15 protein-coding genes are annotated in these 13588 nt (G+C 45.2%); 6 read left to right on the top strand and 9 right to left on the bottom strand.

From position 1 onward, the window contains the following. Window positions 1-131 precede the first annotated feature (131 nt). Genes QU605_RS10985 through QU605_RS10975 form a run of 3 tightly spaced genes read left to right on the top strand, consistent with a single transcriptional unit; the run spans window position 132 to window position 1945 of the window. Complete coding sequence (locus QU605_RS10985; protein WP_289725361.1) at window positions 132-1013, top strand: AraC family transcriptional regulator; 882 nt, start codon at window positions 132-134, stop codon at window positions 1011-1013. Beyond that, entirely contained in the window at window positions 1013-1609 is a 597-nt protein-coding gene (locus tag QU605_RS10980) for an alpha-ketoglutarate-dependent dioxygenase AlkB family protein (RefSeq protein WP_289725360.1), read from the top strand. The genes QU605_RS10985 and QU605_RS10980 overlap by 1 nt, the downstream gene beginning before the upstream one ends. Window positions 1610-1630: 21 nt before the next feature. Beyond that, window positions 1631-1945 (top strand): TIGR03643 family protein, encoded by a 315-nt coding sequence (locus QU605_RS10975; RefSeq protein WP_289725481.1) that lies wholly within the window; start codon window positions 1631-1633, stop codon window positions 1943-1945. A gap of 8 nt (window positions 1946-1953) precedes the next feature. Here the strand turns inward: QU605_RS10975 and QU605_RS10970 are convergent, their stop codons facing one another. Beyond that, on the bottom strand, window positions 1954-2742 hold the full coding sequence (locus tag QU605_RS10970) for a S1/P1 nuclease (protein ID WP_289725359.1): 789 nt from the start codon (window positions 2740-2742) through the stop codon (window positions 1954-1956). A gap of 183 nt (window positions 2743-2925) precedes the next feature. Between QU605_RS10970 and QU605_RS10965 the strand changes: the two genes are divergently transcribed. The 3 genes from QU605_RS10965 (at window position 2926) to QU605_RS10955 (ending at window position 7219) form a co-directional block, all read left to right on the top strand. Next, complete coding sequence (locus QU605_RS10965) at window positions 2926-5127, top strand: DUF5916 domain-containing protein (RefSeq protein WP_289725358.1); 2202 nt, start codon at window positions 2926-2928, stop codon at window positions 5125-5127. Between the two features lie 72 nt (window positions 5128-5199). Further along, window positions 5200-6462: a DUF819 family protein gene (locus tag QU605_RS10960; protein ID WP_289725357.1), complete on the top strand. Its 1263-nt coding sequence runs from the start codon at window positions 5200-5202 to the stop codon at window positions 6460-6462. Between the two features lie 55 nt (window positions 6463-6517). Further along, window positions 6518-7219 (top strand): DUF4369 domain-containing protein, encoded by a 702-nt coding sequence (locus tag QU605_RS10955; RefSeq protein ID WP_289725356.1) that lies wholly within the window; start codon window positions 6518-6520, stop codon window positions 7217-7219. Between the two features lie 4 nt (window positions 7220-7223). On the opposite strand, the gene QU605_RS10950 is transcribed toward QU605_RS10955, so the two are convergent. The 8 genes from QU605_RS10950 to QU605_RS10915 all read right to left on the bottom strand — a co-directional run. Further along, a complete protein-coding gene (locus QU605_RS10950; protein ID WP_289725355.1) occupies window positions 7224-7493 on the bottom strand; it encodes a hypothetical protein in 270 nt (89 codons plus the stop codon). Window positions 7494-7550: 57 nt separating this feature from the next. Continuing rightward, window positions 7551-8519 carry a type I phosphomannose isomerase catalytic subunit gene (locus QU605_RS10945; RefSeq protein WP_289725354.1) on the bottom strand — a complete coding sequence of 323 codons (969 nt, stop codon included), beginning with the start codon at window positions 8517-8519 and terminating at the stop codon, window positions 7551-7553. Next, entirely contained in the window at window positions 8494-8976 is a 483-nt protein-coding gene (locus QU605_RS10940) for a peroxiredoxin (RefSeq protein ID WP_289725353.1), read from the bottom strand. The genes QU605_RS10945 and QU605_RS10940 overlap by 26 nt, the downstream gene beginning before the upstream one ends. After that, window positions 8976-9386 carry a 6-pyruvoyl trahydropterin synthase family protein gene (locus QU605_RS10935; RefSeq protein WP_289725480.1) on the bottom strand — a complete coding sequence of 137 codons (411 nt, stop codon included), beginning with the start codon at window positions 9384-9386 and terminating at the stop codon, window positions 8976-8978. The genes QU605_RS10940 and QU605_RS10935 overlap by 1 nt, the downstream gene beginning before the upstream one ends. 4 nt (window positions 9387-9390) lie before the next feature. Continuing rightward, window positions 9391-9918: an isopentenyl-diphosphate Delta-isomerase gene (gene idi / locus QU605_RS10930; protein ID WP_289725352.1), complete on the bottom strand. Its 528-nt coding sequence runs from the start codon at window positions 9916-9918 to the stop codon at window positions 9391-9393. A 152-nt stretch (window positions 9919-10070) separates the two neighbouring features. Beyond that, complete coding sequence (locus tag QU605_RS10925; RefSeq protein WP_289725351.1) at window positions 10071-11030, bottom strand: PorP/SprF family type IX secretion system membrane protein; 960 nt, start codon at window positions 11028-11030, stop codon at window positions 10071-10073. Between the two features lie 4 nt (window positions 11031-11034). After that, the gene (locus QU605_RS10920; RefSeq protein ID WP_434967928.1) at window positions 11035-13038 is read right to left on the bottom strand and encodes a T9SS type B sorting domain-containing protein; all 2004 of its coding nucleotides are present in this window, start codon (window positions 13036-13038) and stop codon (window positions 11035-11037) included. Window positions 13039-13069: 31 nt separating this feature from the next. Next, window positions 13070-13588, bottom strand: a 519-nt coding sequence (locus QU605_RS10915) for a hypothetical protein (RefSeq protein WP_353655884.1), incomplete at its 5' end; no start/stop codon positions are given.

Below are 13588 nucleotides of genomic sequence, written 5' to 3'. Positions count from 1 at the left end.
GTTTATGTATTATTTTAACACATGATGTCACAATATTTCCCCCTAATGGTAATATTGTACATAATAGGGTTAATTTTGCATAATCCTTCTAAAGCGGTCTTACGTAAATTTGACTGATAACTGGTATTGCTATGGACACCTTGGTTAAGAGTAAACCTGCATTTGAGGCGATCGCCCCGGACTTTGGACATTCTTTTACGTACCAGAAGTTCAGTGCTCAAAAGCCAAACAAGAATAACGTTTGGCATTATCACCCGGAACTGGAATTGGTATATGTCAACGGGGGCAGTGGTCGGAGACAAATTGGAAGCCATGTCTCCTATTATACACAGGGAGACCTAATTCTGATTGGATCAAACCTTCCGCATTGCGGTTTTACGGACGCGAGCACCGGGAACAGCAACGAGTCGGTGGTTCAGATGAAAGCTGATTTTTTGGGGTCTGATTTTTTTGATATCCCGGAAATGTCAAAAATCCGGAACCTTTTTGAGAAAGCAAAAGGTGGTCTGGCTTTTGGGGGCACCTCAAAGAAAAAGATCGGTGAGAAAATTGAAATTCTGGAATATAAAACCGATTTTCAAAGGCTTCTTGCGATATTGAACATCCTCAACGAATTGGCAAGTTCGACGGAGTATGAGATTTTGAATGCCGATCATTTATCTATGGAGTTTCAATCCAAGGAAAATGACCGGATCAATACAATCTTCAATTACGTTAAAGAGAATTATCGTCAGCCCATTGCACTTGAGGAAATGGCTGACCTCGTATTTATGACGGTACCTTCATTTTGCAGATACTTCAAGAAAGTGACCCAAAAGACCTTTGTTCAGTTTGTCAATGAATACCGACTCGTGCATGCTTCAAACCTGCTGTCGGAAAACAAATTGAGCATTACACAGATTTGCTACGAGAGTGGATTCAACAACTTTTCGCATTTTAACAAGTCGTTCCGAAGCTTCACCGGGATGAGCCCCTCCAAGTATCGGAATGAATTAAAATCCGTTGTTCGCTGATGCAAGATCTCAAACAAAGCGGTTCAATTATATTACCAGATGCCAAACTTCATTACAATCCTGATTTCCTTTCGACAAGAGAAGCAGACTCCCTGTTCCATAACCTTCTTCATTCGGTAAGCTGGAAGGAAGACAGCATTCGAATTTTTGGCAAAACCTACATGCAACCGCGTCTTACTGCCCTTTTTGGCGAGGAGGGTAAATCGTATTCGTATTCGGGGATTCAAATGGACCCCATTCCATTCACGAGGGAGCTGGCTGACCTTAAAACCAGGATAGAAACCAGCAGTGGTGAGCGCTTCACAACCTGTCTGCTAAATCTCTATAGAGACGGAAATGACAGCAACGGATGGCATGCCGATAATGAGAAGGAACTTGGCAAGCACCCTTTTATCGCCTCTGTATCCCTGGGCGCGACCCGCATCTTTCACATTAAACACAGACAGGATAAAAAACTTCGCTTCCGCATGCAACTCCTTCATGGGAGCCTTTTACTCATGGGAGGGCCTATGCAGGAATTCTGGCTGCATCAGATTCCCAAATCCCGTCAACCTTTGGGGAAACGTATAAACCTGACTTTCAGGAAAATTATCTAAGGATTAAGCCTTTTTAAGTTGATCTCAGATTCTTCGTATTTTTGGGGCGTGGAAAATTCAGGATTTACACCAGAGCAAACAGATCGGATTATAGAAATGGCATGGGAGGATCGGACTCCGTTTGAGGCCATCACCTATCAATTCGGAATTACAGAAGACCAGGTAATTTCCCTGATGCGAACCGAACTCAAGCCCGGAAGTTTTAAAAGGTGGCGCAGAAGAGTACAGGGGCGCAGTACGAAGCATCAAAAACTTCGCGACCAAAATGTTATTCGTTTTAAGTGTTCACGTCAAAAGAACATTTCTGGAAATGCCATTTCCAAAAGGAGGAATTAGGGAATTCACTAGCCGTAAATTTCATTAAGAACTGCAGCTAATCTTAGCCCCCCTGCCAAAAGTTGTTCCTCCACCGTATCCCACCAAACATAGCGATACCGGTAACTGAGTTTTTCACCAGATTCGGCAGACTCGTAGACCCGGTTGGTAACCTCCTGCACTTCCTCAACCCAATCGTAAACCGACCCGTCCATCACGCTCTTGATTTTATCCCGATCCCATCGGGGCAGGCTCTCTGCCAGTTCGGAATAACTCATGCCATAGTCATCTATTAAATTTGCATCCCAAACCCGATGCAGGTTGCTCCCTCTCCCGAACCACTGAACCTGAATATCATTCCCTCCCTTATCCTCGAGTTTTCCGACATGCATTGGCTGATGCAGGTCTCCCACCAGATGTATGAGCATTTTGAGATAAAAAAGTGCCTCATCCCTGCCCGTATTCGGGTTTTTGAGGATAGAAATGCACTTCTCAATCCCCATGACCACATCACCCTCAGGACTGGGCTCGGAGTCCAGATATTGCTGATCAGCGGGATAATTCACATAGTGCCAGGGACTGAAACGGGCGAAATTCCGATCCGATTTAATCGCGTCTGCATAATTGGAGACCTCAGCCAGTGTTTCACCTTCCAGTATTTTCTCAACCGCCTTTCTGGCTTTGCGGTTCAAATGCTTCTGTGCAACTGCACCGACGACCCTATGTCCGGTTTTGGACCAATCCGGCAGCATTTTCGTAAACCCTTCAAAGGGCGTCAGAAATAAAAGCATACAACCGAGGAGGAAGAAATGTTTCATCCTTATAAAATTAGTAATTGAAAATCGAAACCTGCGTGAATTTACGGATAGAATCCATGCAATCTGAACTCGCCGCTTCCAAAATTACAAGGGGCGATATAAATCTAAAGGATACGTTAAAGAATATAAAAAAAAGGTTTCTTTCGTCAGGAAAAAATTACTTTTAGGCACCAAAATGAATTTATGCACTCCTATTGGCGGCTAGCGCTTTGTTTTTTTTGCTCCCTTGTTGCATACTCCCAAACTGGTCCCTACAAATCATTCAATGTCAAATATGTCACCGAGCGCATAGAACTCGACGGCGTCCTTGACGATTATGTCTGGGAGATTGCCGAAGCTGCTGATGAATTTTGGGAATACTTTCCAGTCGACAGCATTCAGGCACGCAAGCAGACAGAGATTAAAATGGTGTATGATGACACCAACCTTTACATTGGTATAAAGGTCCATACGGCCGGTCGGAGGTATGCCATCGAATCCTTAAAAAGGGACTTCAGGGCGGGAAACTCCGATAACATCACACTGTTATTCGATACCTTTAATGATGCCAACAACGCTTTCTTATTCGGAATCAACCCATATGGGGTACGCAGGGAAGGTCTGGTCTCCGGAGGGGGCCTGGACTTAAGGGGCTTTACGATTTCCTGGGATGTAAAGTGGAAAGGGGAATCCAAAATCTACGATGATTATTACACCTCCGAATTGATCATCCCCTTGACCTCATTTAAATTCAGGGAGGGGGAAACCAAATGGCGATTCAACAGTTACCGCTTTGACACCCAGTCAAATGAGCAGAGTACCTGGGCCCGTATCCCACAAAACCAAAACATTTACGGTCTGACTTTTATGGGGGATATGATTTTTGAGAAACCGCTCGGAAAATCCCGTACTCCCATGGCTATTATACCTTACATAGCTGCAGGTACGTTTAACGATCGGGAAAACCAAAATCAGGAAAACCGATTAAAAGTTGGCGCAGATGCCAAGCTATCTATAGGCAATAGCATGAATCTGGATATTACCGTCAATCCCGATTTCTCTCAGGTTGAAGTCGATGATCAGGTGACCAACTTAAGCAGGTTTGAAGTCTCTTTGCCGGAAAAAAGGCAGTTCTTTATCGACAACAATGACTTGTTCGCAGATTTCGGAGGGGCGCGGGACGCCAATCCCTTCTTTTCCAGGCGTATTGGGATTGCCCAGGACACCTCTGGAAACACCATAGAAAACCCCATTTTAGGCGGGGTTAGACTCAGCGGGAAATTAAACCCCAAACTGCGTCTTGGTTTTTTTAGCATACAGACCGAAAAGGATGCAGACAATGAAATACCCGCCTTCAATAACACCATGCTGGCGTTGCAGCACGTCGTTTTTGCGCGCTCCAACATCGGGTTTTATTTTATCAACAGGTCCGCATTCGGGAATGATGATTTTATCACTCGTGATGAACGTTTTAATCGGGTTTTCGGGTTGGATTACAACCTGATATCCGTGAACAACAGATGGAATGGGCGGTTTTACCTGCATCGATCCACACAGCCTGAAGTCAGCGGCAATGAACTTTCAACCGGAGCATCGATGAATTACAATTCCCGATATTACGGAGGATTTACCGATTGGACCTATATAGGAGAAAACTTTCGATCAGACCTTGGTTTTATTCGAAGGACGGATATCGTAAAGGGAACAACGGGTCTTTCACGAACTTTCTGGCCCGAAGACAGCTATGTCAACAATCATAGTTTTCGGGTTTTCGCTCAGCAGATCTGGAGCCCTTCTCTGGACATGCAGCTAACGGATTATCGCATACAGGGTGAATGGGGAGCGCGCTTTAGGGATCAATCTCAGGCCGAAGTTCAGTGGCGCAGTCAATATACCTATTTGTTCGATTCTTTTGATCCGACCGGGTCCGACGACGGCATTCCCCTTCCTGCGGATTCCGATTACCACTATAACAGTGTGCGTCTTAGATATAATTCGGATCGCAGACGTTTATTCTCCTTTCGGGCAGAGAGCACCTTTGGAGGTTTTTTCAATGGCGAAAGACTTTCCCTTGAGGGAGGGGCCACAATTCGGATTCAGCCCAAAGCCTTTCTATCCATGCAGGTTAACTATGACCAGATAACCCTTCCGGACCCCTATCCATCTGCGGATATTTGGCTTATTGTTCCGCGACTCGAGATCACTTTTTCAAGATCACTATTTTGGTCTACCCTAGTGCAGTACAGCAATCAACGGGACAATTTGGGGATCAATACACGACTGCAGTGGCGATTTGCGCCCTTATCGGATCTCTTCCTTGTCTATACCGACAACTACTACGTTGACTCCTTCCGTCCGAGGGTCCGGTCCATCAATCTGAAGTTTACCTACTGGCTCAATATTTGATAGCAGCCGTCTGATTAATCAATACATTATTCAATTTTCATGTATCTTTTGCCTGTAACAGAATTCTAAGGAATGGATACACCTCTTTTTACCAACGATACCATCGTATTTGGTTTGCTTGCCCTTTGCCTGGGCTTTATCTTCTACACTTCGGGTTTAAAAAGCGGATTCTGGAAAAAATTCTATACTTGGGTACCCGCCATTCTGCTGTGTTATATGCTTCCCGCGATTCTCGCCAGTTTAGGGATCGTTTCGGATGAACACTCGAATTTATATTTTATGGCGAGTCGGTATCTACTTCCGGCAGCCTTAGTACTGATGACCCTCAGTATAGATCTCAAGGCAATTGCACGACTGGGATCCAAAGCGCTTATCATGTTTCTGACGGGTTCCTTCGGAATCATAATCGGTGGGCCAATTGCCATCCTGATTATGTCTGTGATTTCTCCTCAAACCCTGGGTGGACATGATTTTGACGCCATCTGGCGTGGCCTCTCTACTATAGCAGGAAGTTGGATTGGAGGCGGTGCGAATCAGGCCGCTATGTTTGAAATCTTTAAATTCAACCCGGACCGCTATGGGGAAATGATTCTGGTGGATGTAGTATGCGCCAATATATGGATGGCGATCCTACTGCTCGGGGTTGGCAGGAATAAAGAAATAGACAGATGGTTAAAGGCTGATGCGTCCTCCATTGAAGCCTTGAAGAAAAAGGTAACGGCTTTTTCGGAAAAAATTACAAGGGTGCCCACCCTGAGAGACTATATGCTCATGGCAGCACTGGCTTTCAGCGCCGTAGGGGCGGCACACTTTTTGGGTGATGGGATTAGTGCCTACCTCAGTGGTGCATATGAAGTAGTACAAAACCCCAGGAGTTTTTTATCCTTCCTGGGAGGAAAGTTTTTTTGGATGGTCGTTATTGCCACCCTTGCGGGGATTGGGATGTCATTTACAGGGGCGAAAAACCTGGAAGGAGCTGGCGCAAGCAAATTGGGCGGGGTTTTCATTTATATTCTTGTTGCCACCATTGGCATGAAGATGGACCTAACTCGAATACTCGAAAACCCCGGGTTGATTTTGCTCGGCCTTATCTGGATATCCATTCATGCCGGACTACTTATTTTGGTGGCAAAGATGATCCGGGCCCCATTTTTCTTTCTTGCCGTTGGCAGCCAGGCAAACGTCGGTGGAGCAGCCTCTGCCCCAGTGGTAGCAGCTGAATTCCATGCTTCACTAAGTTCAGTAGGCGTCCTTTTGGCTGTATTGGGTTATGTTGTCGGAACCGGGGGTGCCCTTCTCTGTGCTTATCTTATGGAGGTGGTTTCAAGCTTGTAAAAGGAAAGTTGAGGTTATCAAAAAAAATGGCATATTTGTGCCTTAATTCGCGTCGATGAAAAGCTTTGTTTATTTCCTGGGAGTCTTACTTTTGATCTCTTCCTGTAAGGGTAAGGACGAAAGTCTGATAATGAAAGTAGATGGAAACGTAAAAGGACTTAAAAAAGGTACTTTATACCTGCAAGCCATTCCGGATTCCACCCTTATTACCCTGGATTCCGTTGAAATACGGGGAGACGGGAAATTTTCTTTTTCAACGATCGTTTCAGAACCCGATATTTTTTACCTCTATCTCGATAAGGCGGACAACAACAGCCTTGACGATCGTATCTCCTTTTATGGGGAACCCGGAAAATACCAGGTAACCACCCGGTGGGATGCCTTTGAGGCAGATGCAGTTGTAAAGGGTACCGTCAATCAGGAAAACTACGTGGAGTTCAAAAAAAATATGTCTCGTTTTAACCTAAGGCAATTAGAGTTGTCTCGGGCCATGATCCCACTTCAGCTTCCCGAGGATTCAACTGCGTTGGATTCAATTGAGCGGGCAGTGGACCAGAGTTTGAGACGTAAATACCTCTACACCCTGAATTTTGCCCACACCCATAAGAACTCCCAGCTTGCGCCCTACGTAGCCTGGTCCGAAATTGCAGATGCGAATCCCAAATTACTGGATTCCCTCTACCGCAACTTACCGGAGCAAATTGCAACTTCCAAGTACGGTAAGAAACTTGAAGGATTACGGGAACAGCAGGATTAGGGTATTATCCCATCTTATTTAAGCGCGCGATCAATTCAGTAGCCTCCTTCTCAAGGGATGCCCTGACAGCCTTTAAGTGTTCTTTTCTATCGGCAACATCTTTCTGATTCACCTGGGCTATGAGCGTGTCAAAGGTTTCGATCGCCTTATCAATAATAGCAGAACCCTCCTTGGAGTTTTCTTCTTGCTGACTGTTTTCAATGATATAAACGGCTTCGATAATGTCGCCCAGTACGTAATTAATGTCCTTTTTCAGGTCTCGAATACTTGCCATAATAGCTGATTATTTCGGTCAAAAGTACAACTTCCCTTTAAGAATATGTGTGACTGTTCACAAAGAAACCTTCAGAAAGCTGCTTTGTGATGTTTTTAGAACTAGCTTTTTGGCTGAAGCCGGAATAAGTACTGTTTCTCCTTTTTCGACAGGAACGTTCCATGAACCCATAACAAGTTGTGCATTACCCTGAACACAAATCAGGACGGTAAAGGAATGCTGATCCTCGAACTCCATAGTTGTCTCCGAGTCCAAATCCAGATAAGACGTTTTGAAGTACTCGCAGGAAACCATAGGGCTTTCTCTATTCAATGCACGGGAGTACTGGATTCTGAAGTCATCCTTCTTTTTAAAATCCATTGCGTCGACTGCAAGATCTGTGTGCAGCTCCCGAAGGTTACCCTGGGAATCCCGACGATCAAAATCGTATACGCGATACGTTACATCGGAACTCTGCTGGATTTCCGCCAGCAGGATTCCAGCCCCTATCGCATGGATTTTCCCGCTGTTGATCAAATAGGTATCGCCGGATTGAACAGGCTCGTAATGCAGGTAATCTGTAAGGGATTTCGAATCCATTGCCTTTTGGAATTCCTCCCGGCTCAAGTCATTCTTAAACCCAATAATTAACTCAGCTCCGGGATCGGCATCCATGACGTACCACATTTCCGTCTTCCCGAAGGAATTATGCCTTTTGCGGGCTAGTTCATCATCAGGATGCAATTGTATGGAGAGGTCTTTCTTAGCATCGATAAACTTGATGAGAATAGGAAACGCTAATCCAAAACGATTCACGACATCAGATCCGAGTAGATCCTCCGGATGAGCACTGATCAGGTCATTCAGGGATTTTCCTTCGTAAGGCCCGTTGGCGACGGTAGAAACATCCCCTTCTACCCCCGAGATTTCCCAGCTTTCCCCGATTTCGGCACTCGTAAAATCCTTACCCAGAACTTCTCTTAGTTTTTCCCCTCCCCACAGACGTTCCTTGAGGATTGGCTTAAACTTCAGGGGATAAAGATTCATTTTCCTGTATTTTTTTTATGATTTTTAGAGCATGTTTAACATGTCCTGAAGCCTGAAGTGCTTCAAAAGACAGAACCACGCAACCCGTTTTATCAATTACAAAAGTTTCCCGACCTGGCAGCAGACTCATAAAGCGATTCGACACTTTGAACTTTCTTCGCACAAGCTTTTTAGGATCGCTCAATAATACAAAGGGCAGGCGATGCCTTCTTGCGAAATATCGATGTGATCTTTGGGAATCCGAACTAATTCCGACAACCATAGCCCCTGCATCTGTGAAGTCTTCAAAGTGATCTCGAAAAGAACAAACCTCTGCCGTACATCCAGGGGTAAAATCCTTGGGGTAAAAAAAGAGAACAATAGGTCGCTGGCCTATGTGGTCCTTGCTATCAAACCAATTCCCATTCTGGTCACGAAGCCTGAAATCAGGCATTGTACTTCCGACAGCCAGCCCCATCAGTTTCCGGTATAGGTTACAAAATTGCGAGGCGTCTCGAAAAGCTGGACCTCGAGGTCATGCGACTTATTCAGATGCGGTCTTAACCGATTCCAGATAACCACTGCAATATTCTCTGCAGTAGGATTTAAATCCTTAAACTCCTCAACCTCTTCGTTGAGATTCTTATGATCCATAACATCTTCAACCTCAACTTTAATGAGGTCTTTGAGGACTTTCATGTCAATTACAAATCCGGTATTGGGATCAATCGGGCCCGTAACACTTACGATAAGTTCATAGTTGTGACCGTGAAAGAGGGGATTATTGCATTTACCGAAAACACTTTCATTTCGGGCATCGTCCCAATCTGGACGGAATAGCCGATGAGCGGCATTAAAATGTGCTTTTCTGCTGACTTTTACCTTCATCATTCTATGCCTTGTCACGACCGATGTGATCGTAAAAACGGTTGAAAATTATTCTAAACCAGGCCGTATAGCTTTCAGGATTTTCGTCGAGATCCTTGCTGATCTTATCGAGACTCATCCATTTCCAGGATGCAACTTCCTCAGGGTTAATCTGGGGGGCTCCATTGAAATGCCCCAATAACACATGATCCAGTTCATGCTCAGTAAGGCCATTGTCAAACGGCGCCTTATATATAAAGGAAAACAGTTCACTTAACTCGGTAACAAACCCCATTTCTTCCTGAAGCCGACGTCTGCCGGCCTCTAAATTCGTTTCCCCAATACGCTGATGGCTACAGCATGTATTGGTCCATAATAAGGGGGAATGGTATTTATGAGCTGCCCTTTGTTGCAGCATCGTCTCTCCTTTATCATTTAAGACAAAAACGGAAAAAGCCCTGTGCAGGACTGCCTTTTGATGTGCTTCCATTTTAGGCATTGTTCCAATTACGGAATCCTCAGGGGTCACCAGAATAACTTCTTCTTCTCTCACATCCCAAAATTAAGGCCTTTAAGGAAGAATTCGGTTAAGACATTCATAAAAAATGCCTTCAGAAATAATTTGATAAGATGTCCGTACCCAGGTAAGAAATCACTTGTAGCGACCCCTATTATCCAGCCGTAATTTTTGGAGCTGAAGTCCAGCTAGAAGAAGCGGGGGGATTTGATCCGCCCTAAGCGGCTGATAAAATCATATCGCAAAATAACCTCGAAAGAACCATCGTTAAACGCGGTTCCTCCCAATTCTGTAACCTCCCGATCATAAGCGAGGCCAATCATAAAGGACCGTGTAAGATTAAACCCCACCATTGCACTGACTGCGGCATCCCATCTGTAGGCCAGGCCCATGATGAAACTTTCATCGTACATAAAGTTTGCAGACAGGTCTACCTGCAGGGGCGCACCCATTGTTAATTTAGTCAGAAGTGTTGGTTTAAACTTCCATAAAGGGTGTATGTCCCAGACATACCCGGTTATAAAGTAGAAGTTCATTTGCTCCCGGGCAGTGGAGAGTTGAGATTCGTCAAAATGGGTAGTCTCAAGAATCCGCGGCACCGAAAGACCTATATAAAATTGCTCGTTGTGGTAGTATACACCAGCCCCGACGTTTGGTGAAATCCGGTTTTGTATGTCCTGTTGCAGTGAAAAGTCAGGATTGTTGGGATCCAGAGTGAGTTCTGAAAAGCGAATATCCAGTAAATGAAGGCTACCCTTAAGCCCAAAGCTCAGCCGCGATTCCCGTGATAGTTGAAGCGTATATGAAAAATCCGCATCAAAGTAGGTTTCAGAGGTAGGTCCGATCTGCTCATTGACTATCGACAACCCCAGACCAACACCCCTATAACCTATGGGAGCGTGAAGATTCAAAGTTTGGGTCTTGGGAGCCCCCTCCAAACCAACCCATTGAGACCGGTGCAACCCAGCGATACTCAAATGCCCGCGTGATCCGGCATAAGCAGGATTAATACTAACCGTATTGTACATATACTGAGTGTACTGCGCATCTTGTTGTCCCCAAACTCCATTGGCAAACCCAACTAAGAGAACTGGCAGAATGAAAATACTGCGAAGGATTTGAATATTTCGGCTCAATAGCTGCAGCATTGCATTATCTATTTAAATACAGGTATCCTGTACGTTGACGGGTTACTCCTTCCGGCGTCTGATATTCCAAAATGTAGAAATAGGTTCCTGTAGGGAGTTTATTATCACGGGCAACTGTTGCTCTTCCCTCAGAAGTTCCATCAAACACATTCCCCTGGGTATTGTAGGATCTGGTACTGAAAACCAGGACTCCCCATCGGTTGTATATCCGAACGCTGTTATTGGGAAAGTTTTCTAAATTGGCGATTGTTAACACGTCATAGGCGCCATCCCCGTTGGGTGTAACCGCGTTATATACTACTACACCGTCACCCTCGGCTGTGGCATCCAGATAATCCGGGATTCCATCACTGTCCGAATCATCATTAGAGAAGATACCATCCCCGTTAGCATCTTCCGAAGATGTTGGAATTCGATCTCCGTCATCATCAATATCACGGTAATCTGCCTCGCCATTTGAGTCGGTATCAGGCAAGTCTGAAACCGGCACATCAATCTCGTCATTGACATCTGAATCTATTACCTCACTCCCTTCATAACCATCGTCCAGCCCGTCATTATCCTGGTCTGTACCGATTGGACTAACATCAGGAAATCCATCCCTATCCCAGTCATGGCCCTCAATAGCATCTACCACACCATCGTCATCGCTATCGGTATCCACGTAATCGGGTAGCCCATCGCCATCCGTATCTTGAGGTATCACCCCTACGGACCCTCCATTTTCATAGGCATCGTCCAGGCCATTAGCATTCAAATCTGCATTCAGAGGCGGGAGATAACCGCCGGTTGACTGGGCCTCGACATTGTCGGGAATACCGTCATTGTCTGAATCGATATCAAGGTAATCCGGAATTCCATCAGAATCCGTGTCTACAGGATTGGTAGAAGGGTCATTATCCCCGTCGAGGTCCAAATCCTCAAAACTATCGACGATTCCGTCATCGTCACTGTCAATATCTACGTCTTCCATATTGATGACTATCGTTACAGTAGCGGTACTGCAATTACCCAGGGCATCACATAGGGTATAGGTAAATATATCAGCTCCAACAAAATCGATTTCAGGAGTATATTCAAGTAAATCGTCAGAAGGGTCATCAGGTGTCCCATTGTCATCAATACTTACAGTCCCATTTGGCGGATCACTCACCGTAAGTGTTCCCAGGGTCGGAATATCGTTGTCATTAGCGAGCACGTCAATAGTAACAGGCTCTCCCATAGAAGTAGCTACTGCATCATCGATAGCGTCCACTATAGGTAAAACTGTAATTCCCACTGTGGCGGTGCTACAATCCCCGATTGTATTACAAACGGTATAGTCAAAAGTGTCAACCCCATTAAAATCAGGATCGGGGGTATAGGTTAATATGTCATCCGTAGGATCATTTGGGGTGCCACTGTCATCTATACTTATTGTCCCATTTGCAGGATCTGTAGCGGTCAGCGTACCATCCTGAGGCAAGTAAGTATCGTTGTCAAATATGGGTACTGCTTCTGAAGTGTCCTCATTCAGGGTGAAAACATCATCGAATAGTTCAGCAGCTTGCTGCATACACACAACGACAAAAGAAGGTAATTCAGTAGTATTCCCAGCCTTGGTTATACGCGCTGTATATCGCACAACCGTTTGACTTGCAATCACCTGAGGTTGTAGCGGATCTCCACTCACAGCTGGATTCCAGGTTACCGTAGCTGTACCATTCACACTCGCTGTAATATTAAGTGTTACCTCATTATCCGGGCTGTTGCAATCCGTTAGAATGAAATAGTCTGTTGCGTTAGAACCACATAATGTTCCGTCATAGGTAGCAAAATAGATTCCGGGCTGAGTTGCCTCATAGAAGAAATCTGTACCTAAGACCGTGACGGTATCCGATGCTTCGTACCAACGGTAATTCCCTTCATCACCAGAATTAGGAGCCTGCAGCAAAAATTGCGCCTGCGACTGAATACTAAAGAATAGCAACAGGAGCAACCCGGTTTTAGAAACAATATGTCGAAGGATGTTTTTCAAAATAAAGGCTGAGCCGTTCCTGTTATCGTACAACAAATACGACGTTGATCAGAGAGTTATAGTCCGTTGGTTGTCCAATTATATCATAGGTCAGCACCCCATTGGCATCAATACTCATATTTGCAAAGACAGCGGGATCTGCAAGGGTTACATAGTAGTATAGGTCTGAAGCGGCATATGTTGGCAAGGCCGCAGGGGCGCCAGTACTTGCTACTGCGGGTGTCCCAAATTGAGCTATATACTGCGCATAAAGATCAACGGTAAAACCTGTTCCATTCGTCGAAGCGTCAATAGCTATGGAAGGTGGATAAAAAACACGTGCTGCTTTAGAAGTGATGGGTGCAATGGCATTAATAACTTCAGCTACTGTTGTCTCGTTGGTCGGTGATGACACAGCTCCTTCGTCAACGTCGATTGGTGTAGCCAGATTAACTTCAGTATCCAATTGATCGTCTGTGCTTACCCCGCTGATGTCTACACTCTGGGTTCCCCCAGCGTCTGTCACCGTAAGGTTTGTTCCGTCAAAACCGATTCCCGTATT

Source organism: Robiginitalea aurantiaca (assembly GCF_030380815.1).
Taxonomy (GTDB): domain Bacteria; phylum Bacteroidota; class Bacteroidia; order Flavobacteriales; family Flavobacteriaceae; genus Robiginitalea; species Robiginitalea aurantiaca.
This window is presented reverse-complemented; position numbering and strand designations above follow the sequence as displayed.

Coding starts and splice junctions, on each gene's coding strand:
- QU605_RS10985 (WP_289725361.1), top strand. CDS start 132: ATGGACACCTTGGTTAAGAGTAAACCTGCATTTGAGGCGATCGCCCCG.
- QU605_RS10935 (WP_289725480.1), bottom strand. CDS start 9,386: ATGAAGGTAAAAGTCAGCAGAAAAGCACATTTTAATGCCGCTCATCGG.
- QU605_RS10940 (WP_289725353.1), bottom strand. CDS start 8,976: ATGGGGCTGGCTGTCGGAAGTACAATGCCTGATTTCAGGCTTCGTGAC.
- QU605_RS10960 (WP_289725357.1), top strand. CDS start 5,200: ATGGATACACCTCTTTTTACCAACGATACCATCGTATTTGGTTTGCTT.
- QU605_RS10965 (WP_289725358.1), top strand. CDS start 2,926: ATGCACTCCTATTGGCGGCTAGCGCTTTGTTTTTTTTGCTCCCTTGTT.
- QU605_RS10945 (WP_289725354.1), bottom strand. CDS start 8,519: ATGAATCTTTATCCCCTGAAGTTTAAGCCAATCCTCAAGGAACGTCTG.
- QU605_RS10950 (WP_289725355.1), bottom strand. CDS start 7,493: ATGGCAAGTATTCGAGACCTGAAAAAGGACATTAATTACGTACTGGGC.
- QU605_RS10970 (WP_289725359.1), bottom strand. CDS start 2,742: ATGAAACATTTCTTCCTCCTCGGTTGTATGCTTTTATTTCTGACGCCC.
- QU605_RS10925 (WP_289725351.1), bottom strand. CDS start 11,030: ATGCTGCAGCTATTGAGCCGAAATATTCAAATCCTTCGCAGTATTTTC.
- QU605_RS10955 (WP_289725356.1), top strand. CDS start 6,518: ATGAAAAGCTTTGTTTATTTCCTGGGAGTCTTACTTTTGATCTCTTCC.
- QU605_RS10980 (WP_289725360.1), top strand. CDS start 1,013: ATGCAAGATCTCAAACAAAGCGGTTCAATTATATTACCAGATGCCAAA.